Origin of the sequence: Pelobium manganitolerans (assembly GCF_003609575.1) — a bacterium.
Lineage (GTDB): Bacteria > Bacteroidota > Bacteroidia > Sphingobacteriales > Sphingobacteriaceae > Pseudopedobacter > Pseudopedobacter manganitolerans.
The window spans coordinates 1-23,152 of sequence record NZ_MBTA01000030.1; the positions used below are offsets into that span (position 1 = coordinate 1).

The 23,152-nt window shown below is 42.4% G+C and carries 20 protein-coding genes; 14 read left to right on the forward strand and 6 right to left on the reverse strand.

What is annotated here, in order from left to right; all coding sequences use genetic code 11:
- Nucleotides 1-240: 240 nt before the first annotated feature.
- The gene (locus tag BCY91_RS16420; RefSeq protein ID WP_120183143.1) at nt 241-2,088 is read right to left on the reverse strand and encodes a vWA domain-containing protein; all 1,848 of its coding nucleotides are present in this window, start codon (nt 2,086-2,088) and stop codon (nt 241-243) included.
- Between the two features lie 185 nt (nt 2,089-2,273).
- On the opposite strand from BCY91_RS16420, the gene BCY91_RS16425 reads away from it, so the two are divergent.
- The 4 genes from BCY91_RS16425 to BCY91_RS16440 all read left to right on the forward strand — a co-directional run bounded on the left by BCY91_RS16425 (nt 2,274) and on the right by BCY91_RS16440 (nt 7,113).
- Nucleotides 2,274-2,846 (forward strand): RNA polymerase sigma factor, encoded by a 573-nt coding sequence (locus BCY91_RS16425; protein ID WP_120183144.1) that lies wholly within the window; start codon nt 2,274-2,276, stop codon nt 2,844-2,846.
- Nucleotides 2,839-4,071, forward strand: coding sequence for a carboxypeptidase-like regulatory domain-containing protein (locus tag BCY91_RS16430; protein WP_120183145.1), 1,233 nt, complete (start codon nt 2,839-2,841; stop codon nt 4,069-4,071). Before BCY91_RS16425 ends, BCY91_RS16430 begins: the two co-directional genes overlap by 8 nt.
- A 73-nt stretch (nt 4,072-4,144) precedes the next feature.
- Nucleotides 4,145-6,010: a M1 family metallopeptidase gene (locus BCY91_RS16435; RefSeq protein ID WP_120183146.1), complete on the forward strand. Its 1,866-nt coding sequence runs from the start codon at nt 4,145-4,147 to the stop codon at nt 6,008-6,010.
- A gap of 185 nt (nt 6,011-6,195) precedes the next feature.
- Nucleotides 6,196-7,113 carry a PorP/SprF family type IX secretion system membrane protein gene (locus tag BCY91_RS16440; RefSeq protein ID WP_120183147.1) on the forward strand — a complete coding sequence of 306 codons (918 nt, stop codon included), beginning with the start codon at nt 6,196-6,198 and terminating at the stop codon, nt 7,111-7,113.
- Nucleotides 7,114-7,116: 3 nt separating this feature from the next.
- On the opposite strand, the gene BCY91_RS16445 is transcribed toward BCY91_RS16440, so the two are convergent.
- The 4 genes from BCY91_RS16445 to BCY91_RS16460 form a co-directional block, all read right to left on the reverse strand.
- Nucleotides 7,117-7,401: an ATP-dependent Clp protease adaptor ClpS gene (locus BCY91_RS16445; RefSeq protein WP_120183148.1), complete on the reverse strand. Its 285-nt coding sequence runs from the start codon at nt 7,399-7,401 to the stop codon at nt 7,117-7,119.
- 84 nt (nt 7,402-7,485) lie between these two features.
- Nucleotides 7,486-8,214 (reverse strand): ribonuclease III, encoded by a 729-nt coding sequence (gene rnc / locus BCY91_RS16450; RefSeq protein ID WP_120183149.1) that lies wholly within the window; start codon nt 8,212-8,214, stop codon nt 7,486-7,488.
- A gap of 74 nt (nt 8,215-8,288) precedes the next feature.
- Nucleotides 8,289-9,542 carry a beta-ketoacyl-ACP synthase II gene (fabF, locus tag BCY91_RS16455; RefSeq protein ID WP_120183150.1) on the reverse strand — a complete coding sequence of 418 codons (1,254 nt, stop codon included), beginning with the start codon at nt 9,540-9,542 and terminating at the stop codon, nt 8,289-8,291.
- 19 nt (nt 9,543-9,561) lie between these two features.
- Nucleotides 9,562-9,798 carry an acyl carrier protein gene (locus tag BCY91_RS16460; protein ID WP_068823284.1) on the reverse strand — a complete coding sequence of 79 codons (237 nt, stop codon included), beginning with the start codon at nt 9,796-9,798 and terminating at the stop codon, nt 9,562-9,564.
- Between the two features lie 138 nt (nt 9,799-9,936).
- Here BCY91_RS16460 and BCY91_RS16465 point away from each other — a divergent pair, with 138 nt between their 5' ends.
- The 4 genes from BCY91_RS16465 to BCY91_RS16485 all read left to right on the forward strand — a co-directional run bounded on the left by BCY91_RS16465 (nt 9,937) and on the right by BCY91_RS16485 (nt 13,790).
- Entirely contained in the window at nt 9,937-10,356 is a 420-nt protein-coding gene (locus BCY91_RS16465) for an IPExxxVDY family protein (RefSeq protein ID WP_120183334.1), read from the forward strand.
- Between the two features lie 93 nt (nt 10,357-10,449).
- Nucleotides 10,450-11,880, forward strand: a complete 1,431-nt coding sequence (pyk, locus tag BCY91_RS16470; protein ID WP_120183151.1) for a pyruvate kinase — start codon at nt 10,450-10,452, stop codon at nt 11,878-11,880.
- Between the two features lie 280 nt (nt 11,881-12,160).
- Nucleotides 12,161-13,036: an SDR family oxidoreductase gene (locus BCY91_RS16480; RefSeq protein ID WP_120183153.1), complete on the forward strand. Its 876-nt coding sequence runs from the start codon at nt 12,161-12,163 to the stop codon at nt 13,034-13,036.
- Nucleotides 13,037-13,142: 106 nt separating this feature from the next.
- A complete protein-coding gene (locus tag BCY91_RS16485; protein WP_120183154.1) occupies nt 13,143-13,790 on the forward strand; it encodes an HD domain-containing protein in 648 nt (215 codons plus the stop codon).
- Here the strand turns inward: BCY91_RS16485 and ruvC are convergent, their stop codons facing one another.
- Nucleotides 13,791-14,357, reverse strand: a complete 567-nt coding sequence (gene ruvC / locus BCY91_RS16490; RefSeq protein ID WP_120183335.1) for a crossover junction endodeoxyribonuclease RuvC — start codon at nt 14,355-14,357, stop codon at nt 13,791-13,793.
- A 50-nt stretch (nt 14,358-14,407) separates the two neighbouring features.
- Here ruvC and BCY91_RS16495 point away from each other — a divergent pair, with 50 nt between their 5' ends.
- From BCY91_RS16495 to BCY91_RS16520, 6 genes are all read left to right on the forward strand, one after another.
- Nucleotides 14,408-15,382: a lysylphosphatidylglycerol synthase domain-containing protein gene (locus BCY91_RS16495; protein WP_182995427.1), complete on the forward strand. Its 975-nt coding sequence runs from the start codon at nt 14,408-14,410 to the stop codon at nt 15,380-15,382.
- Complete coding sequence (locus BCY91_RS16500; RefSeq protein WP_245989251.1) at nt 15,372-16,496, forward strand: glycosyltransferase family 2 protein; 1,125 nt, start codon at nt 15,372-15,374, stop codon at nt 16,494-16,496. The genes BCY91_RS16495 and BCY91_RS16500 overlap by 11 nt, the downstream gene beginning before the upstream one ends.
- 112 nt (nt 16,497-16,608) lie before the next feature.
- Nucleotides 16,609-17,856 (forward strand): PP2C family protein-serine/threonine phosphatase, encoded by a 1,248-nt coding sequence (locus BCY91_RS16505; protein ID WP_120183156.1) that lies wholly within the window; start codon nt 16,609-16,611, stop codon nt 17,854-17,856.
- Nucleotides 17,857-17,975: 119 nt separating this feature from the next.
- On the forward strand, nt 17,976-19,022 hold the full coding sequence (locus BCY91_RS16510; protein ID WP_120183157.1) for a ligase-associated DNA damage response exonuclease: 1,047 nt from the start codon (nt 17,976-17,978) through the stop codon (nt 19,020-19,022).
- The gene (locus tag BCY91_RS16515; protein ID WP_120183158.1) at nt 19,019-20,608 is read left to right on the forward strand and encodes an ATP-dependent DNA ligase; all 1,590 of its coding nucleotides are present in this window, start codon (nt 19,019-19,021) and stop codon (nt 20,606-20,608) included. Before BCY91_RS16510 ends, BCY91_RS16515 begins: the two co-directional genes overlap by 4 nt.
- Before the next feature lie 2 nt (nt 20,609-20,610).
- Entirely contained in the window at nt 20,611-23,076 is a 2,466-nt protein-coding gene (locus tag BCY91_RS16520; RefSeq protein ID WP_120183159.1) for a ligase-associated DNA damage response DEXH box helicase, read from the forward strand.
- The last annotated feature ends 76 nt before the right edge of the window (nt 23,077-23,152 follow it).

Sequence of the window (23,152 nt, forward strand, 5' to 3'; positions counted from 1 at the left end):
TTGAGGGCAAAAGAAAATAATAAAAACTACCGAAAAAAGGACTAGCCCTAGTGGCGATGAACGGAAAAAATTACGAGTAGCAGAAACAGCATCGGAAAGAATAGCTTACAACCAAAGACACCGCAAGAAAAAAAGAGATCGCCACAACCGCTTTCCAAATGCACAAGCCTAAGCCACGCGGTTTCGCGATGACGGCGTTAAAGGAGGCATTTCGCTCTATAAAACTCAAAGATAGCTACATCAATCCAACCTAACGCCCTCAGCTAACTGCCCTTTCAACAAAGCTGCACTTTCTGCCAGCTGAATAAATTCTGCCCGGTAGCCGTTTTCGTCAGTGCCTTTTGCCTCCTTAGCTGCATTGATTAGGTTCTTAAAACTCGCTTCTTGCTTAAATTCCGAATCGCGCATAAGCATCCCCAACTCGGCAACCGCAGCTGCAAATTTAAAGTCGGCACTTCCTATCTCCATTGCTCCTTTATCTGTTAAAACAGTGCTAAATTCTTGGCTTTTGTCTTCATCTGGCTTTTTATAGCGCAATTTAACGGTCAGCAATTCTTTGGAGGGTTTTAGCATGGCATTCTTCTGGTATTTTAAGCCCTCGTTTTCCTTTACAAACTCGCTTTTATATCCTTGCGGAATAATTTCGTACAAAGCCGTAACGGTATGCCCCGCTCCCATATCTCCGGCGTCTTTTTTGTCGTCTTTAAAGTCCTCTTTGTTTAACAGGCGGTTTTCATAACCAACTAGCCGATAAGCCTGCACTAGCGCCGGGTTAAACTCAACCTGCAGTTTTACATCTTTTGCTATCGTAAATAAGGTGGCGCCAAACTCCTTAATCAAAACTTTCTTAGCCTCATTTAAACCGTCAATGTAAGCGTAGTTGCCGTTCCCCTTATCTGCCAAAACCTCCATTTTGCTGTCTTTCAAGTTGCCCATGCCAAAGCCCAGCACGCTTAAAAAAACACCATCATTACGGTAACTTTCTATCAGGCGTTGCATCTCGGCATCGCTACTGGCGCCAATGTTAAAATCGCCATCTGTTGCCAAAATCACCCTATTGTTGCCGCCCTTTACAAAATTCTTTTTGGCGGTTTCATAAGCCAGCTTTATCCCTTCGCCGCCAGCTGTAGAACCGCCGGCAGATAAATTTGTTAAGGCGTCTTTAATTTTTTGCTTGTTATTGCCGTTGGTGCTAGGCAATACCAAACCTGCCGCACCGGCGTACACTACAATGGCTACTTTATCTTGCGGCCTTAACTGATCGCTAAGCAGTTTAAAAGATGTTTTTAAAAGTTCCAGCCTGTCCGGTCCTTGCATAGAGCCCGAGACATCAATCAGAAAAACCAAGTTGGAAGCGGGCAAATTTTCATTTTGGATGGATTTTGCCTTTAGCCCAACCCTTACCAAACGGTGATTGGGGTTCCAAGGCGCTGCCGCAACATCAGTAACAATATTAATTGCCTCGCCATTTTTGGGCTCCGGATAATTGTAATCGAAATAATTAATGAGCTCTTCTACCCGCACGGCATCTTTGGGAGGCAGTTGCCCGTTGCGGATAAACCGGCGGAAGTTACTGTACGAAGCTGCATCAACATCGATAGAAAAAGTAGAAAGCGGATCCGAGCTGGCATTTTTAAAGCCGTTTTCGTTGATGGCGCTGTAACTTTCGGTGTTAAAATCTTGCCTACTGTAAAGTGCCTGCCCCGTAAATCCGCGGACAGCCATCATATTAGAATTTTTGACCAACGCGTGCACATTGCCGTACCCTACAACCACAGTTTCTTCTAGTTTCTGCGCATCTGTACGCATCAATACGCGGGCGGTCTTTTTCCCGATGCTTACTTCTTTGGTCTGGTATCCTAAAAAACTAAAGACCAAGCTGTGCTCATTTTTGCTTACGCGGATGCTATAATAGCCTTTAGCATTGCTCAAGGTGTTAATTTTCGGATCCGATTTGGCTTTTACCGATACACCCACTAAAGGCGCGTTATCTTCTCCAAAAACAAAGCCGTTCACCAGTTTGGTGTCGTCTGTTTTATATCCGCTAAAAAGCAAAAAGATAAAACTTAAAAAGAACAGATTTTTCATATTGTTGTTTATTTGTTGCTGATGATGAAGCGGCGAGTGCTGTTAATGGTCACGTAAAAAGTTTAACAAGCATTTTACACCGCAAAAACAATTAAAGCATTTATGTCTTTTATTTTTGGTATGATGATGAGCCAAACAAACGTTTTCCATAAACTGTTTAATTATTTTTTTTATAATTGATGTAAATGGTTGCGTACCGCGAAACAAAAGAGGCTTTTTTACCCGATGAACATTTAGTAGCCGCCTATAAAAGTGCTGGCGATTTAAATGTTTTGGCTACGCTTTACAAACGGTATATGCCTTTGGTTTATGGCTTGTGCTTAAAGTATTATAAGCAAGAAGAATCTAGCCAAGACGCAGTAATGCAAATTTTTGAGCAGTTAATTACCAAGTTAAAAGTACACGATGTAACAAATTTTAAAAGCTGGCTGTACGTTTTAGCTAAAAACCATTGTTTAATGGAGCTGCGTAAAGGGGCTAAACATTATACAGTAAGTATTGATGATGCTTTTGTGGAATCAGACGGTTTGTTGCATCATGATGATAGGGCCGCAACAGAAGAAAAGCTATTGCTGATGGAGGCTTGTATGGAAAAATTGGTGGAAGAGCAACGCAAAAGCCTGCAGCTGTTTTATTTGGAGCAAAAATGTTATACCGAAGTGGCTGCGCAAACCGGCTACGACTTAAAAAAAGTGAAAAGTTATATCCAAAACGGTAAACGTAATCTTAAAATTTGTATCGAGAAGCAAAGTGAATAACGCACAGCACGATATTGAGCTAATTCGCAAGTACTACCAAGGCTTGTTGAGTCCCGCAGAGAAAAACCTGCTGGAAGCGCGCGCTTTGGACGATCCTTTTTTGCAAGATGCGATGGACGGTTTCGAGCAAAAAGGCGTGAATTTGGCGGATTTGCAGTCGCTGAACGAACGCTTAGAAAATCGCCTTAAAAAATCAAAACGCTTGGGCGCGGTTTGGGGCATTAAGCAATGGGGCATCGCTGCTTCAGTACTTATCGGCATCGCTGTGGCCAGCATTTATTTAAAGCAAATGCCAAAAAACGAGACCATCGCGCTAAACGAGGTCCAACAAAAAGAAGATATTCCGCAAGAAGAAAAAGCGCGTATACAAACAGAAAGTAACGACAGTATAGATATTAACCCGGCAACTCAGCAACCAGAACTGCTTGCGGAAATCAGGAAAAAACCGATCAGCCAAAACAAACCTAATGCTTTTGTGCCCGAGGAAGATGTGATTGTAGAACCTTTAGGCACGGGTGTAGTTGCAACAGAACCGGATCAGCCTCAACTGATGGCCAGCAACATCGCGCCAGGCACTACGGCTATCAAAAAAGAAGTAAGTAGCACCGAGGGTATGGCCAGCCCGGGATTACTAATGGCTAAGCGCGCATTCAGAAATTCAACGGATTTTTCTGTGAATGTGTTAAAAGGCAAAGTGGTGGATGAAACCAACCACGCCCCACTTCCTGGCGTTTCCATCACCAATTTAGCTACCGGCAGTACCACGCAAAGCGATGTAAATGGCAATTTTAGCATCCCAGCGCAAAACAATACCGATTTAGAAATAAAGTTTTTGGGTTATAATACCAATAAACTTAAGAAACTAAGCCAAGATTCGGTAGTTGTTGCTTTAACGCCAAGTCAAAACGCTTTGGCAGAAACCGTAGTGGTTGGCTATGGCGCGCAAACAAGAGAGGATATTGCCGCTAAGCCATCTGTAGGCTGGAAACGCTTTAAAAACTATTTGGATTTGCAGGCCGCGGAAAGTAATTTAGGAAGAGGAAAAGTGGAACTGCAGTTTTTAATAAGTCCCAATGGCGAGCTTTCTGATTTCAAAATTTTAAATACATTTTCTGCAAGAGCAGGCGTCGCCGCCATCAATTTTATTAAAAATTACAACGGCGGCTGGACAGGTTCAAGCGATGGGCTTGCCCACAAAGCCACCATAAGTATCAGATTTAAATAGCGAGTATCGTTGTCTATTATCCGCGTAGAAAAGCCTGTTGAACGGAATTCTATCTGCGATAGCATAAAAAATTATGAGAAAATTATTGTTCATTATCCCGGTCATTTTGTTATCCTGTACACAAAACAAAAAAGAACAAAAAGCAGAAGAAGCTAAGGCCGTGCAAACCGGCAAAGACCCACACTCATTTTCTAATCCCGAGGAGGCAGTGGTAAACCATTTGGATTTAGACCTGAAAGTGGATTTTGCCAAACAGCAAATTACAGGCATTGCAACGTGGACCATTCAACATCTTAAAAATGCTGATGAAATTGTATTTGATACGCAAGATTTAACCATCGATAAAGTGACGCTTGATGAGGATAGCACGGGTGTTTTCTTCGCTTTAGGCGATAAAGACCCTGTTCTGGGGCAAGCGCTAAGCATCCCAATAACAAACCAAACCCAAAAGATAAAAATTTATTACAGCACAGCAAAAAGTGCAGCGGCATTGCAGTGGCTTAATCCGCAACAAACTGCGGGTAAACAGCAGCCTTTTCTGTTTACGCAATCGCAGGCTATATTAGCCCGCAGTTGGATACCAACGCAAGACAGTCCGGGGATACGCTTTACCTATACTGCAAATGTGGAGGTGCCAAATAACTTGCTGGCATTAATGAGTGCAGAAAACCCGCAAAAAAAATCGGCCGACGGAAAATACAAATTTGTACAGCCACATCCTATCCCTTCTTATTTAATGGCCTTGGCGGTAGGCGACATTGCGTTTAAAGCCATTGACCAAAGAACAGGAGTATATGCTGAGCCCGTAATGCTGAGCAAGGTAGCCTACGAGTTTGCGGATATGGGCAAGATGGTGAATGCCGCCGAAAAAATGTACGGTGATTACCGCTGGGGACGCTATGATGTGCTGGTTTTGCCTCCTAGCTTTCCGTTTGGCGGTATGGAAAATCCGCTGTTAACTTTTGCTACGCCAACCGTTATTGCCGGCGACCGCTCTTTGGTGAGTTTGGTTGCACATGAGTTGGCACACAGCTGGAGCGGGAATTTGGTAACCAACGCCACTTGGAATGATTTCTGGCTGAACGAAGGCTTTACCGTGTATTTTGAACGACGCATTATAGAAGCACTTTACGGTGCAGATGAAGCTAAAATGCAAGAAGTGTTGGGCTACCAAAGCTTGATGGAAGGCATTAAAGAAATGGGCGATAAAAATCCGGACACCCGTTTAAAAGTTGATTTCACCGGTCGCAACCCCGATGATAATGTCTCAGACATTGCTTATGAAAAAGGGTATTTCTTCTTAAAAACGATTGAGCAAGCCGTAGGCCGCCAGAAATTTGATGCTTTTTTGAAGGATTATTTTTCGCGCCACGCTTTTAAAACCATTGATAACGATACTTTCTTAAACGAGCTGAACCAGCTTTTGATTAAAGGCGACGAGAAACTAAAAAAACAGATAGATTCTTATGCTTGGGTTTATCAGCCCGGTTTGCCCAAAGAATTTAAAGCGCCAAGCAGTTCGGTTTTTAACAATATTGATTCTTTAACCCAGCAGTTTTTAGCTACAAAAAACGCCGGCGGTTTAAGCAAAAAGATAACCTCTACTAACGAAAAACTGTATTTCATTCATAAATTACCTGATAATGTAGGTCAAGATGCGATGAAGTTAGTAGACGCCGAGTTCAATTTTACGGCTTCTAAAAATGCGGAGGTACAATGTGCTTGGTACGTGCTGGCCGTAAAAAACAAATACGAGAAAGCTTATCCGGCAATCAAAGAATTTTTAACAGAAGTAGGCCGCCGCAAATTTTTGATGCCGATTTATAAAGAACTTGCTAAAACGGCGGAGGGTAAAAAATCTGCAAAAGAAATTTATAAAAATGCGCGTGCAAACTACCACTCTGTCTCTTACAATAGTATAGATGATTTGCTTGAATAAAAGACGGAATTTATTTGTAAAATAAAATTTTGCTTTAAAAAGCCTTTAAGACACCTATTTGATGCCAACTTTTATTTTTACGTAAATCTGCAGTTTTTGGGGATTTATTGCCCCGTTTAGAAACCTATTTTACCCAGTCTTCGTATAAACCTCTAATGCACACCTGCATGTATTAGAGAATATTAATGAGGACTTTGTTAACGTTATTGCTTTGCTTTTTGACGCTTGGGCTTTTTGCGCAACAAAAAGCGATGTATTCGCAATATATGTTTAACACCTTGGCCATCAACCCTGCTTATGCTGCTTTAGACGAATCGTTAACTTTCACCGCTTTAAGCCGGCACCAGTGGGTAGGTTTTAAAGGTGCACCTAATACGCAAACCATCTCTGTGCATAGCCCAATCGGCGAAAGCAATACTTTTGTAGGAGGTATCCTGATAAACGATCAGATTGGGGAAGTTATCCGCGAAACCGGTGGAGACGTGAGTTTAACCCAACGTGTACCTGTTGGTTACGAGTCGTACTTTGCTGTGGGCGTTAACGCAGGCAGCAGCAACTTTGGGGCAACCTATTCCGAAAATTACCGCTTAAGCCCTGCTTCGGGCAGCGATCCTGTTTTTGAAGATTACAACGGTATGCGCATTAATTTTGGTTGGGGCGCCATGCTGTTTTCTGATAAGTATTACGTAGGTATTTCGGCGCCGCACTTTTTTTATAGAGATATTGGTTCTTTAGCAAAAAGTGCAAATAAAAGTGCTTATAGGCCACATTATATTTTACAGGCAGGCTATTTAGTTCAGGTAAATGATGGCTTAAAGTTTAAGCCTAACTTTTTAATAAAATATGTAAACGGCTCGCCAACGCAGTTTGATATTAATGCCAATTTTTTAATTAATGAAGTGCTTTGGTTAGGCGCATCTTACCGTTCTTTAGATTCTTTTGATGCTTTGGCCTCCGTATTTATTACTCCGGATTTGCAACTGGGTTATTCTTATGATTTTACAGCTACGCAACTGGCTAAGGTGCAAAAAGGTTCGCACGAGATTGCTTTAAAATTTAGGTTACCTGTGAAAGGGAGAGACCACACGGCTTGCTATTTCTAGCGTTTACTCTACGCTTACCGTTAAACCTTCCTGCTTCAGAATTTTACGGTAAATTTCCATTTCCGTGAAAGAACCTTCTAATACCGCGCACTTACCTTCGTTATGCACGGTCCAGGCAATCTTTTCTGCTTGGTTCTCAGAGTAGTCAAGGTATTTCATTAAACAATGGATTACATGGTCAAAAGTGTTTACCTCATCATTCCACAATATTAAGCGGTGCACCATTTTTAATGAGGTAAGAATCTCATCTAAGGTAAAGGTTTCTTCTTGCGTTTGGGTATCGGCCATGTATCTCACACTTGTTGGATTTATCGCGCTAAAATTACAAAAAATCGGTAAAAGGGAGGTTTAATAAGCGCCCGAGCATTCTAATCAAACATTTAGGACCTCGCAGGCTTTCTCTGACGCCAGCTTCTCGGCGTTTTTCTTACTGTAATCGGTAGCGCTGGCAATTGCCTCGCCATCAACTAACACCTGCACAGAAAACAGTTTTGTGCTATCTCCGTCGGCATTTGCAATAGGTTCAAAAGCAATTTCTTTCGCCTGTCTTTGGCACCACTCTATCAGCTTACTTTTAAAGTTCACTTCTGTTAGCTCTAAAGTATGAATATCAATATGAGGTTTGATAATCCTTTCGGTAATGTAGCTTTTGGTAAAATCGTAGCCTTTATCTAAATAGATGGCGCCAATTAGGGCTTCAAAAGCATCGCCTAGCAACGAACTTTGGTGCGAGCCCACGTTTACAGTCTTAGCATCAAAATCAATAAGCTCATTAAAGCCCAGCTTGCGGCCCAATTGGTTAAGGTTGGCCCTACGCACAATTTTAGAGCGCAGTTCGGTTAAAAAGCCTTCGTTTTTATAGGGGTAAAGTTTAAAAAGAACCTCGGCAATTACAGAGCCTAAAACGGCATCGCCCAAAAACTCTAAACGCTCATTGCTGCTTTTAGAACCATTTTTTAAAAGAACGGCCATTGATTTATGCCGGAATGCCATTTTATAAAGGGCAATGTTTCCCGGTACAAAACCAAGCAGGTTTCTCATCCTCTTTACAAATCCACGGTCGGGAGAAAGATGAAGTTTATAAATTTTTGATAAGGACATTCAACAAAAGCTGTGTGAACCTTGTGGGGCTAACAAAAATTCAAAAAACTAAGAAAAAGGCTGTTAACGCAACCTTATCCTTCAAACTTTTTGAATATTACGGAAGCATTATGGCCACCAAAGCCAAAGGTGTTTGACAATGCATATTTTACATCGCGCTTTTGGGCTTTGTTAAAGGTCAAATTCAATTTTTGATCTATAGCCGGGTCGTCTGTAAAATGGTTGATTGTTGGCGGGATGATTCCGTTTTTAATAGCCAAAATACTCGCAATAGATTCAATGGCACCGGCAGCGCCAAGCAGGTGGCCGGTCATTGATTTTGTTGAGCTGATGTTGAGCTGGTAAGCGTGTTCGCCAAACAAATCAACAATTGCGGTAGTTTCGCTAATGTCTCCTAATGGAGTAGAAGTACCGTGAACATTGATATAATCAATATCGGTGGTTTTTAAGCCAGCATCTTCTAATGCAGATTTCATTACCAATCTGGCGCCCAAACCTTCTGGGTGTGGTGCAGTAATATGGTTTGCATCGGCACTCATGCCCCCGCCTACCATTTCTGCGTAAATTTTAGCGCCACGCGCTTGCGCATGTTCTAAACTTTCTAAAATTATGGTTCCAGCTCCTTCACCGGCCACAAATCCGTCGCGGTCTTTATCAAAAGGTCTTGATGCGGTTTGTGGATCGTCATTACGGGTGGATAAAGCGTGCATCGCATTAAATCCGCCAATACCAGCCTCGTTTAATATGGCCTCAGAGCCGCCAGACACAATCACATCTGACTTACCTAAACGGATGTAGTTAAAGGCATCAATTAACGCGTTGGTAGAGGAAGCACAGGCAGATACGCATGAAAAATTAGGGCCACGCAAGCCGTATTTCATAGAGATATGTCCGGGTGCAATGTCAATAATCATCCTTGGGATAAAGAACGGATTAAGCCTTGGCGTACCATCGCCGTTGGCAAAATTCATAATCTCGTCCAAAAATGTTTTTAAACCGCCAATACCCGATCCCCAGATTACACCAATGCGGTTGGTGTCTAGTTTTTCAAAATCAAGCCCGGCATCAGCAACAGCTTCTGCGGTAGAAACTAAAGCATACTGAACAAATGGATCTATTTTCCGAGCCTCTTTTTTATCTAAATAGTCTTCGGCAACAAAGTCTTTAACTTCACAGGCAAATTTAGTTTTAAACTTTTCTGTGTTAAAGCGCGTCATTGGAGCGGCACCGCTTACTCCATTCACTAAGCCTTCCCAATACTCCGGAACCGTTTTCCCGATTGGAGTAAGCGCCCCTAATCCTGTAACAACAACTCTTTTCAGCTCCATTTATTCAATTAAGCAATAATTACTTTACGTTTTTTTCCAAGTAAGAGATAGCCTGGCCAACAGTACTGATGGTCTCTGCTTGATCGTCAGGAATTGCTACGTTAAATTCTTTTTCGAATTCCATGATCAGCTCTACGGTGTCTAATGAGTCAGCACCTAAATCGTTTGTAAAAGAAGCCTCTGGGGTTACCTCACCTTCGTCTACACCTAGTTTTTCAACGATAATTGCTTTTACTCTTGAAGCGATATCAGACATAATACTTATAATTAAGGGTTAAAAATTCTGTGCAAAGAAAAATAAATTCTGTTAAATATCAAACCTTTTTGTTTTTGCCCTAATTTTGGCGCTAATTTGCCGTTTTGGGGCTTACAAGAACCGAAAATAATCTTTATTATGCTTAAAAAAAAATTATTAGAGGTTGGACTTGATTTTGACTTCAAACTTCTTGCCATAACCGCCCAATTACGCGATTATAGGCTATGCCATATTATAAATAAGTATACCGAGTCTGACTTTGAAAAATCGGACGATTTGGTCATCTCCTTTAAAAACACCGGCACTAAGTATTATTCTTGCTACACTTATTTTCCGGATAATGTGGAGTGTTATTTCACTTTATTAAGCAACCGGGGCACTGATGGGCTGCTTATCCCAGAGATGAAGGAAATTGATTTTTTTATCATTATAAAGGAGTTTATAGATGACGAAGACTTTGATTTATTTTTTGCACAGCTAAAGCAGATACCCGAAATACAGGCGGTGGCAGAGCTAAATCCCAACAAATTGAAATCAAAAGAGAACCTGATTTTTTAATTGCAATTTGAGTTAGTGTGAAAATTACACTACTTTTGGTTTCCAAGAACTGATTACGTTAAAAAATCTGAAACAAAGAATTTCAAAAAATATATGAAAGTTGTACAAAAAAAGACCAAGATTGTTGCAACGCTTGGGCCTGCTTCGTCAAATAAAGATGTTTTACTGTCATTAATTAAAGCCGGTGTAGATGTTTGCCGCCTCAATTTTTCGCACGGAAAAGCAGAGGTACACCAAGAGGTTATTAACACCATCCGCGAGATTAACCGGAAATATAAAACCAACGTAGGCATTTTGGCCGATTTGCAGGGGCCTAAAATCCGCATAGGGATGGTGAAAGACGGCGGAATTAACCTTGTAAATGGCACGCATGTAAAAATTACCACACAAGAGTGCATTGGTGATGATAACCAGATTTACATTACTTACGATACTTTTCCGCAAGATGTTAAGGCAGGTGAAATTATTTTGTTAGATGACGGTAAACTGCAACTGAAGGTAGTGGAAACCAACCGTAAAGACACCGTAATTTGCGAAGTTGTACACGGTGGCCTGCTAACCAGCCGTAAAGGCGTTAACCTGCCAAATACCAAAGTTTCTATCCCTTCGCTTACCGAAGAAGATTTAGTGAATTTAGATTTTGCTTTAGCTAATGATGTGGAGTGGATTGGTTTATCATTTGTGCGCACCGCAGAAGATATTATTGATTTAAAACGGATCATCAGCCGCAGCGGAAAAACATCTCGCGTAATTGCGAAAATTGAAAAACCGGAAGCTATTGAAAATATCGACGCCATTATTGAAGTTACTGACGGTGTGATGGTTGCACGTGGCGATTTGGGTGTAGAAATGCCTTTGGAAGAAGTGCCGGTATTACAAAAAATGATTGCCAAAAAGTGTAACAAGGCATCAAAACCGGTAATTGTAGCTACGCAAATGCTAGAGAGTATGATTACCACTCCGCGTCCTACCCGTGCAGAGGTAAATGACGTGGCCAATTCTGTTTTGGACGGAGCCGATGCGGTGATGCTAAGTGGCGAAACATCTGTTGGCGAGTTTCCGCTGATTGTGATTGAAACCATGAGCAAAATTGTGCGCCATGTAGAAGAAACCTCGTATCCTTATTACAGACCGAAAGAACTAGACGAAACTTCAACCACTTATATGGGCGATGCGGTTTGTAGCTCGGCGGTATTCTTGGCCGATAAAACAAAAGCCAGCGCCATTGTTTCTATGACTTCTTCGGGTTATACTGCTTTCCAAATTTCATCTCACCGCCCAAAAGCAGGCACTTTCATCTTTACTTCTAACCACAATTTACTAAACACCTTAAGCTTGCTTTGGGGTGTTAGAGGTTTCTTTTACGATAAATTTGAAAGCACCGACCAAACGATTAGCGAGGTAAACAAGGTGTTAAAAGCCGAAAAAATCATCGAATCTGGAGATATTGTAATTAACACGGCGGCTATCCCTATCGAGAAAAAAGGAAAAACCAATATGATTAAGGTAACCGTTATTGAATAAGCGGTTTAAATATTTTTAAGTAGCAGCGCCTCCCGATTTTCGGGAGGCGTTTTTGTTATCCGAGATTTGTTGGGTTTGTAAACAGGAACACAGCAAGCTACCAACATTTAACAATTTCGCTGCGAAGCGCTTTAGCAGCTTTTTTATTCTTCTTGCTAAACTGTTTTTTGATAAAACAAAGCGGTAAAACAAGTTCAAATCTGTTCTGATTAAAATCCGCTCCGCAGTTGAAGAACAAAAGTTTATGCTTAACTTAATCGCAATCTAAAACCAATTTACCATGCACACCCAACCCATGCTAAAAGACAATGCACTAAAAGGTAAAACCTACGTAGTTACCGGTGGCGGTACAGGATTAGGCAAAGCGATGAGCACTTATTTGTTGCAATTGGGCGCAAATGTGGTCATCACATCGCGGAAGTTAGAAGTTTTGCAGCAAACCGCCGAAGAACTGGAAGCAAAAACCGGAGGCAAAGTTTTGGCGGTAGCTTGTGATGTTCGAGATGCCGAGCAAGTGGAGCAGCTACTTGCAAAATCTTTAGAGCAGTTCCGCGCTGTTGATGGCTTGCTGAATAACGCCGCCGGGAACTTCATTTCTCCAACCGAACGTTTATCTGCAAACGCTTTTAGTACCATTATTGATATTGTGTTGAAAGGAACGGTAAACTGCAGCTTAGCTTTTGGCAAACATTGGATCAAAGAGAAGCAGGCCGCAAGCATGCTAAATATTGTAACTACCTACGCGTTTACAGGTTCGGGATATGTGGTGCCTTCGGCATGTGCAAAAGGCGGTGTTTTGGCGTTAACCCGTTCGCTAGCGGCAGAGTGGGGGCATCACCAAATAAGATGCAATGCCATTGCGCCGGGACCTTTCCCTACCAAAGGCGCTTGGGACAGGCTATTGCCCGGCGAAATGGCCAAAAAGTTCGACTTTAAAAATCGTGTTCCACTAAAAAGAGTAGGCGACCATCAAGAGCTGGCTAACTTAGCGGCTTATCTTTTATCAGATTTTTCGGGATACATCAACGGCGAAGTAATTACCATTGATGGTGGCGAATGGTTGCAAGGCGCCGGGCAGTTTAACGGTTTAGAGATTGTACCCGATGAAATGTGGGATGACCTAGAAAAAATGATTAGAGGAACAAAGGGAAGTTAGATCATTCTTCAAACTCAAAAAAGCATTCTCTTTACAACAGGTCTAACGCAAATTTACCGCCTACTCAGTTACTCTGCGTTCTTCATGGGCAAACGAATAAAATTAAATGAACCAAAACATACAGCTTACCTTAAACTTCGTAAAAAAAGAACTCGAAAATGCTGAAACCGGGCATGATTGGTGGCACATTGAACGCGTGTGGAAAACCGCTAAAGCCATTGCCGACGAAGAGAAAGTGGACACAAACGTAGTTGAATTTGCGGCCTTACTGCATGATATCGCAGATTCTAAATTCCATAACGGCGATGAAGAAATTGGACCACAAAAAGCAGGAGATTTTTTGCGTAGCCTAGCTGTTGATGAAGAAACGGTTGTCCACGTGCAACTGATTATCCGCAATATGTCTTTCAAAACAAGCTTAGGGCAGGTTCAATTTTCATCGCCCGAGATGCAGGTGGTGCAAGATGCGGACCGCTTAGATGCCATCGGCGCAATTGGAATTGCGCGGGCATTTACCTACGGAGGTTACAAAAACCGCGAGCTGTACAATCCGGCTATCCAACCAAAGATAAACCAAAGTAAAGAAGCTTATAAAAATTCAACGGCGCCCACTATTAACCATTTTTACGAAAAGTTGTTGCTGTTAAAAGACCAAATGAATACGGCGAAAGGCAAAGAAATGGCGCAACAAAGGCATACTTTTATGTTGCAATATCTGGAGCAGTTTTATGCCGAGTGGGAGGGCAAACGTTAATTATTTTACACGTTTAGCATTGTCTTTGGCAAAAGCTTCCCATCCGCTGTAAGTTTTAGATTTACCACCAGCACTTATTTTTTGGAACGAGTGGCAAACGGCAACGCCCAAGCCATCTGTAGCATCTAAAAACTCGGGAGTTTCTTTAAAATTGAGCAGCTGTTTTAGCATAGCGGCCACCTGCTCTTTGGTGGCGCTTCCGTTTCCGGTGATAGATTGCTTCACTTTTTTTGGCGAATATTCAAAGATGGGTAAGCCTTTGGCCAGGCCAGCAGCCATCGCCACGCCTTGTGCACGCCCCAGTTTTAACATTACCTGAATGTTTTTTCCGTAAAACGGAGCTTCAAGCGCAATGCAATCTGGCTGGTATTGCTCAATTAATACCGTAGTTTTTTCAAAAATGCGTTGCAGCTTTAAAAAATGATCCTCTAAGTGCGTCATTTTTACTACGCCCAAACTCAGTAATTCTATCTTGTTGCCGGTTTCTTTTACCAAACCATAACCCATTATAGCAGTGCCTGGGTCAATGCCCAAGATGATGCGCTCTTTGGATTTTTCTCTCAACATGCCCGCAATATTAGCGTAAATTCTTAACATTGTACAAAATCACTCACCTGTTGACTAGCGCTCAAAAAAAAATCCTCAGCTATTGCTTAAAACTTTTAATAGTGGGGTTAGCGGCTTACTTCATCTACAAAAAACTGAGCAACCACCAAAACCTGCGCGAATTTAGGGAGCTTGTTAAATCGCTATCTGCCCTAAAAGTTTACACCACGTTTATTCTGTTGCTGCTATTAATGCTTTTAAATTGGCTGATAGAAAGTTACAAATGGAAATTTCTGATTTCAAAGGTCGAGAAAATTAGCCTTTACCGCGCAGTTGAGTCTGTTTTTTGCGGATTAACCTGGGCAATATTTACTCCGAACAGGATAGGCGAATACGGTGGCCGGGTGTTTTTTTTATCCCCGCGCCGGCGCATACAGGGCGTGGTAGCCATGGGCGTGGGGCAATTTGCGCAAATGGTAATCACCAATGTTTGTGGCGCTTTGGCTTTGCTTTGGTTCATCTACAACTTTAACCCTTTAAATCAGTGGCTTTTCATTGGCGTAAGCCTGTTGGCGATAGGCTTTTGTGTGTTTTTTCTGGTATTTTATTTTAATATCCGCTGGGTTGAGAAATCGATAAAAAAAATCCGTTTTTTAAAGCGTTACAAGCGTTTTTTCTCGGTGTTAAACCGCTATCATCAAAAAGAGCTGAGCAAGGTGATGCGTTATAGCATCGCCCGTTTTTTGGTTTTTACGCTGCAGTATATTTTAATTATTTACCTTTTATTGCCCGAGATTGCTTTTTTTAAAACGGCGCTCATGGTGTTTATCCTGTTTTTTATTCAATCGGCCCTGCCTTCTTTGGATTTGTTGGATGTTGGCGTGCGCAGTTTGACAGCCAGCTACTTTTTTGGTTTTATCACTACGCATGACGTGGCAATTATGGCCGCAATTGCGTTAATTTGGTTCATAAATTTAATAGTGCCGGCCATAATTGGTGTGTATTTTGTGTTTAAACTAAATTTTTTTGGCAACCGTGATTCTTAGCGCTGTTTCGCTTGCGCTTACTTTCTTATACGCTTTCTTGGTTTTGTTTTTAAAAAACGGATGGCGCAAAATTGAGCCTTATGTGCCGCTTTTGGTTAAAGCACATACCCCGGTTTCTGTGCTGATAGCAGCGCGTAATGAGGAAAAATCTATCCATAAAACTATTGAAGATATTTTAGCGCAAAATTATCCGGCACAGCTGATGGAGCTTATCGTGGTTGACGACCATTCTACAGACCGCACCGCAGAAATTATCGCGTCTTACGCAAACCGTGGCGTAAAATTAATCCGTTTAAACGAAAACGAACCTTTAAATTCTTATAAGAAGAAAGCCATTACAGAAGCCATCCACCTAGCAACAGGCGAATTAATGGTGGCCACAGATGCCGATTGCCGGATGGGACCAAACTGGCTCATCAGCATCGTGGGCCTTTATCAAGAAAAAAACTACAACCTAATTAGTGCACCGGTGGCCTTCCACCAAGAAAAAAGCCTGTTTGAGCGTTTGCAGACCTTAGAATTTTTATACCTGATTGGATTTGGTGCAGCGGGTATTGGTAACAGAAAGCCTTCTACCTGCAACGGGGCCAACTTAGCTTATAAAAAAGAGGTTTTTTTGGCTTTGGGCGGCTTTAAAGGTATAGATGATTTGGCCTCTGGCGATGATGAACTTTTTCTGCACAAAGTGGCAAAAGCATATCCCGGCACCATTGGTTTTTGCAAAACATTAGATGCCTGCGTTTACACACACGCTAAACCAAATCTAAAAGAACTCATTCAGCAAAGAAGGCGCTGGGCAAGCAAAAGCGTAAAATACAAAGACAAAAAAATTACGGTTTTAGCCGTTTGTATTTGGTTGTTTAACTTCTCTTTAGCGCTAAACTTTGTACTTGGCTTTTTTAACCCTTATTTTTTTGAGCTGGTGCTAGTGCAGTTTGCTATTAAATTAACTGCCGAGCTGTTTTTCTTAGAACCGTTAACTGCATTTGCCAAACGGAACAGCCTATTGCTTTACCTGCCTTTTTTAACCGTACTGCACGTTATATACTTTATATACATTGGCGTGGTGGGCAATGCGGGCAAATATAAGTGGAAGGGGCGTTTGGTAAAGTAAAGACTGGGTTTGGTGCATACTTGGGTTTTAAACCGAAAAAGATAGGCTTTAGTTGACACTTTGTATTGCTTTCTGTACATTTATTTTCTAAACCACACACAATAAAGAAAAAATGCTAGAGCACGATTCATCAGAATCTGATGCCCAGATAGATATAGTTGAACTGTTGCTTAAACGACAGGCAGAGCTAAGCGCGCTATTAGAAATTACCCGGGCAATAAACAGCAATGTATCCAGCGAGGCATTAGTAGAAATGCTGGAAACCATCATGAGGAATAACCTGAAAGTGAAGAAATTTAGGTTGTTGCTTTTGAATATCGACCAGTTCTTTTGCGTGTCTAACTTTGGTGGCGAGCTTGAAGCGCCCGAAGATTTGCAATTGATTGCAGATGAGCTTTTACCGCTTAAAGTCCCCGTGCATATTGCCAGCCACAGCAATCCAATTTTTAGCGCTTTTGATTATTTTATCCCGGTACATCATAAAGATGAAGCTTTGGCTTTTGTGCTTGTGGGTCATTTTGATCACGGAGAACGCCTGCTAGAGAACAGTGTGGATTACATCCAAACCTTAATTAATGTTATTGTTGTTGCCTTTGAGAATAAAAAGCTGTTTAAAGAGCGCCTGTACAGAGAGCGTTTACAGCGCGAGGTAGAGCTGGCCAAGCAAGTGCAAAACATGCTGATTCCGCAAAACTTGCCCAAAAATGTCTTTTTGGATGTAGAGTCTATCTATCGGCCGCACCAAAGTATAGGAGGCGATTTCTTTGATTTTATACAGATTAATAACGAGGAATTTTTATGGTGTGTGGCAGATGTTTCGGGCAAGGGAATTTCTGCGGCTTTAATTATGGCAAATTTCCAGGCCAGCCTTAGGGCCTTGGTAAGTTTAAACGCGCCCCTGCCCATTTTGATAGAAAAACTAAACGAAATTGTTTACAACAATACCAAAGGAGACCGGTTTATTACCCTTTTTGTGGGTGTTTATAACGAGGCCACCCGTAAAATAAGATACATAAACGCCGGGCATAACTGCCCTATTGTTGTGCATCAAAACGAGGTGCTGAATTTGAAGAAAGGCACCACCATGATCGGCGTTTTTGATGAACTTCCGTTTATTAATGAAGGCGAGCTGGAATTAGAACCCGGCGCAATCGTTTTTAATTATACCGACGGGATTGTAGAGTATGACGGGGAAGAAGAGCAATCGATAACGGAAGAAGAATTAGCCGATTTTTTGCTCGAGAACAGAAACAAAGACCTTAAGCAGTTGCACCAATCCTTAATTGATAAGCTGGATATCCTGCGTAATTATAGCGAGGCAACGGATGATATCACAATTTTATCGCTGAAAATCCATTAGGCGTTAAGTAAGAACCCAATACATTTCTTTGTTGTTGATTTCTTTGGACTAAGGGTAACGTGACTTTTCTTCTCGGCACAGTTTTAGATTTTCTTAAATTTAAAACTAACACTCCCCAAATGGCATTGATAAAATTTACCAAACGCGGTATCTACTGTAAACAAGGCGATTTTTATGTGGATCCGTGGTGGCCTGTAGATTATGCGGTTACCACTCATGGACATGCTGATCATGTACGCTTTGGAAACAAAAATTACCTATGCCACTCGCTTACCAAACCCATTATCAAAAGCAGAATCAGTCCCGATTTAAACGTCCAGAGCCTACCTTACGGCGAGAGTATAACCCGTAACGGCGTTAAAATTACGTTTTTTCCGGCCGGGCACATCATTGGGTCGGCACAGGTGAGGTTGGAGTATAAAGGAGAAATCTGCGTTATCTCTGGCGATTATAAAATTGAGGATGACGGTATCAGTACACCTTTTGAACCCATTAAATGCCATTCCTTTGTATCGGAAAGTACATTTGGCTTGCCTATTTACAAATGGCAGGCTCAAAATGTAGTTTTCAGCAACATCCAAAACTGGGTGCAAAACAATATCGCACATAAAAAAACAAGTGTCCTTATCGCATACAGTTTAGGCAAAGCACAAAGGCTTATCAAAAACCTACATGGCGTGGCGCCAATTTATGTGCATAACAGCATTGCCAATTTAAATGAGGTGATTTTCAAAGCGGGCGTAGCGCTACCTTTGAGTGAACGTATCACTCCAGAAATTAGTAAAGACCAGCTTCAAAACGGGATTGTAATTGTTCCGCCGGCCATGCGCGATAGCCGCTGGATGAAAAGCTTGCACCATCCGGTAACGGGCATTTGTTCGGGTTGGATGCAGGTGCGTGCGCACAGGAGGTGGCAAAGTGCAGATGCCGGTTTTGCTTTAAGTGACCATGCAGACTTTCCCGGCCTGTTACAAGCCATCCGGCAAACCGAAGCAGAAAAAGTTTACGTTACCCACGGCTTTACATCGGCTTTTGCCAGATATTTAAACCAAATTGGCACACGCGCAGAGGTAGTAAGCACACATTTTGGGCAAGAGGATGATGAAGAGAACAAAGTGGATTTAAACAAAGCAGAACAGTCATCTGCCAAAAAGGAGGAAGCATGAGACGTTTTGCGCAGCTAATCCAAGAGCTGGAACTCAGCAATAAAACCAATGATAAAATTGCCGCGTTGGTGCAGTATTTTACCGAGGCCAACGACAAAGACAAAGTTTGGGTAATTGCGCTTTTCACCGGCAAAAAGCCTAAACGTCCTATAAAATCGGCTTTGCTAAAATATTGGGCTATCGAAATTACGCAAACGCCCGAGTGGCTGTTTACAGAAAGTTACACCAATGTTGGCGATTTAAGCGAAACCATCGCTTTGTTATTACCGCCTGCGCAACAACAGGCCGACTTGCATTTGCACCAATGGATTGAGGATTTGCACGGTTTGGAAGGCAAAGACGACGATACCAAAAAGGCTTTTATATTAAACGCCTGGAATAGCTTAGAAACCAATGAACGCTTTATTTTTAATAAGCTTATTTCGGGTAATTTCCGTATCGGCGTCTCGGCAAAAATGTTGGTTAACGCTTTAGCCAAATTTAGCGATTTAGACAGTGCTCAAATTACGCACAGCATTATGGGAAAATGGAATCCCTACGAAATTACGTTCCATGATTTAATTGCCGGCGAACACGTAAACACCGACAGCTCGTGGCCTTATCCTTTTTGCTTAGCCTACGCCTTAGATACCGAACCCGAAAATTTAGGGGACATTAATTTATGGCAAGCCGAGTGGAAATGGGACGGCATACGCGGGCAAATTGTAAAGCGCAACGGCGAGCTGTTTATTTGGAGCCGTGGCGAAGAGCTGGTTACCGAGCAGTTTCCAGAACTTCATTTTTTACTAGACAGTTTGCCCGATGGAACTGTTTTAGATGGCGAAATTTTAGCAGTAAAGGATGGTGCCGTTTTGCCTTTTAGTACTTTACAACAACGTTTAAACCGTAAAACCATCACCAAAAAAGAACTGGAAAATGCACCAATCGGTTTTTTTGTTTACGATTTGTTAGAGCATGAGGGAGATGATTTTAGGCAAGAAATTTTAGCCAGCAGAAGAAAAGCCCTCCAGCAAATCATCAATAATATAAACAGTGGACAGGTGTTGTTATCGCCTGTTGTGGAAGCCTCGTCATGGGATGAGCTGGCGCAAGAAAGAGCGCGCTCGCGCGAATTAAACAGCGAAGGCCTGATGCTGAAGAAACTGGATTCGCTTTACCACAGTGGCCGTAAACGTGGCGATTGGTGGAAGTGGAAAGTTAACCCCTACACCGTTGATGCAGTAATGATTTATGCGCAAAAGGGAAGCGGCCGGCGCGCCAACTTTTTTACCGATTATACCTTTGCTGTACGCGATGGTGAAAAGCTGGTTACCATTGCCAAGGCTTACTCGGGCCTTACTGATCAAGAAATTAAAGAAGTAAACAGCTTTGTAAACCGTAACGCGGTAGAAAAATTTGGGCCCGTGCGCACCGTAAAACCCGAGCTGGTTTTTGAAATCGCTTTTGAAGGTATTGCAGAGAGCAAACGCCATAAAGCGGGTTTGGCTTTGCGCTTTCCGCGGATTTTGCGTTGGCGGAAAGACAAAAACGCATCCGAAATTAACACTCTGCAAGATTTGCAACAGCTTTTACAATCAACTTTGTAGCTATGGATATAAAAAAAACCAAAGGCTATAAACAAGTGAAAGATTGGCTTAAGGCAGATAGCAAAAAGCCTTTCGCTTTTCAGGAAGAGGCTTGGGATTATTATTTAAAAGGCTACAGCGGTTTGGTTAATGCACCAACCGGTTTTGGTAAAACTTACGCTATATTTTTAGCCGTAGTTATTGAGGCGCTAAACCAGCATCCGCCGAAAGGCAAAAAGCAAAACCTGCAATTGATTTGGATTACGCCTTTGCGCTCGTTAGCCAAAGATTTAGCGCGCGCCATGCGCCAAACTTTATTAGAACTGGGCTTGGATTGGACGGTGGGCGTGCGCAACGGCGATACCTCGCAAGCGGAGAAGCTGCAGCAAAAAAAATCGATGCCCGAGGTGCTGTTGATAACCCCTGAAAGCATTCACTTGTTGTTGGCGCAAAAAAACTCTTCGGGATTGTTTAAAAACCTAAAATGTGTGGTTGCAGATGAATGGCACGAGCTTTTGGGCAGCAAACGTGGCGTAATGGTAGAACTGGCGCTATCGCGCATTAAAGGTCTGCGGCAAAGTGCTGGTGCGCAAGCGTTAAAGGTTTGGGGCATATCGGCCACTATTGGCAATATTGGGGAAGCCATGGAAGTGCTTACGCCAAACACCGAGAAACGGCATATTGTAAAGGCAGATTTGGAAAAGAAAATCGAAATCAAATCCATTTTGCCAGATGATGTAGAAACTTTGCCTTGGGCGGGCCACCTCGGCCTAAAACTGGCTTATAAACTGTTGCCCATCATCGCGCAAAGCAAAACCACGCTCATTTTTATTAATACCCGCGGCCAAACAGAAATGTGGTACCAGCATTTGCTAAATCTGGATCCGGAGCTTGCCGGCCAGCTGGCCATACACCACGGTTCTATTGATTTTGAGTTGCGCAACTGGATAGAAGATGCTTTGCATACCGGCCAGCTAAAAGCCGTAATAGCAACCTCGTCTTTAGATTTAGGTGTCGATTTTAAACCGGTGGATACGGTGGTGCAGGTGGGTTCGCCAAAGGGAGTCGCCCGTTTTTTACAACGTGCCGGCCGCTCGGGACATTCGCCCTATGAAACTTCAAAAATTTACTTTTTGCCTACCCATGCCTTAGAGTTGGTGGAGGCGGCGGCCATCAAAGAGGCGGCAAAAACTAAAAATATCGAAAGCCGTGAACCCGTAATTATGGTTTTTGATACGCTAATCCAGTATCTGGTGACTTTGGCCATTGGTGATGGTTTTGATGATAAAGTGATTTATGAGGAGATAAAAAACACGCACGCTTTTCAGCTGATTGAGCCTGAGGAATGGGATTGGGTGATGACTTTTATTACTTCGGGCGGCGAAAGTTTAACGGCTTATACCGAATTTAAAAAAGTTGCCAAAGACGATGATGGCCTTTGGAAGGTGAAGAGCAGGCAACTGGCAATGCGCCATCGCCTGCATATTGGCACTATTGTGAGCGATGCGATGTTGAAAGTGAAGTTTTTATCGGGCGGGTATATTGGCATGATTGAAGAATATTTTGTGAGCCGGTTGAACGCTGGCGACAATTTCCGTTTGGCCGGGCGCGTTTTAGAGTTTGTGCAGGTTAAGGATATGACGGTGATTGTGAAGCTGAGTAAAAATAAAAACGCGGTATCGCCCAGCTGGCTGGGGGGCAGGTTACCACTTTCGTCAAACTTGGGGGCGGTATTGCGCAAAAAATATAATGAAGCTTTGGACCAAAAGCACGAAGATGAAGAGCTGGACGTGGTTTACCCATTGTTTTTGTTGCAAGAAAAACGCTCGCACGTGCCCAAAAGCACCGAGCTGTTGATAGAAATGATTAGCAACAAGGAAGGTTTTCATATGTTTGCTTACCCGTTTGAGGGGCGTTTGGTGCACGAAGTTTTAGCCGCTTTGGTAGCCTATCGTTTGAGCCGGTTATTGCCCATTAGTTTTTCTATCGCGATGAATGATTATGGCTTTGAACTGTTGAGCGATACGGAAATACCGATGGATGACGCCATTGCTTACGATGTTTTTTCGCCAAAAAACCTGACTAAAGATATCAGCGCCAGCATTAACTCCACCGAAATGGCACGCCGGAAATTTCGGGATATCGCTTGCATATCAGGTTTGGTTTTCCAAGGCTATCCGGGCAAGTACGTTGCCAACAGGCACCTACAGTCATCCGCTGGTTTGTTTTTTAACGTTTTTAGCGATTTTGACAAACATAATTTACTTTTGCGCCAAGCTTATGATGAGGTTTTTTATCAGCAGTTAGAAGAACCCCGTTTGGCAGCCGCATTGGAGCGCATCCGGCAAAGCGAAATTGTAATCACCACACCCAAAAGCTTTACGCCGCTCTCTTTCCCAATAAAGGTGGATAGTTTAAGAGAAAGCATGAGTTCTGAAGCTTTGGAAGAACGCATAGCGCGCATGAAGGCAGAAGCAACAAAATGGTGAGTTTTGGATTTGAGGAGGAAAGAGTAAGGAATAAAGAGTAAAGAACAAGGATGAAGGAACAAGGATAAAGACAAAG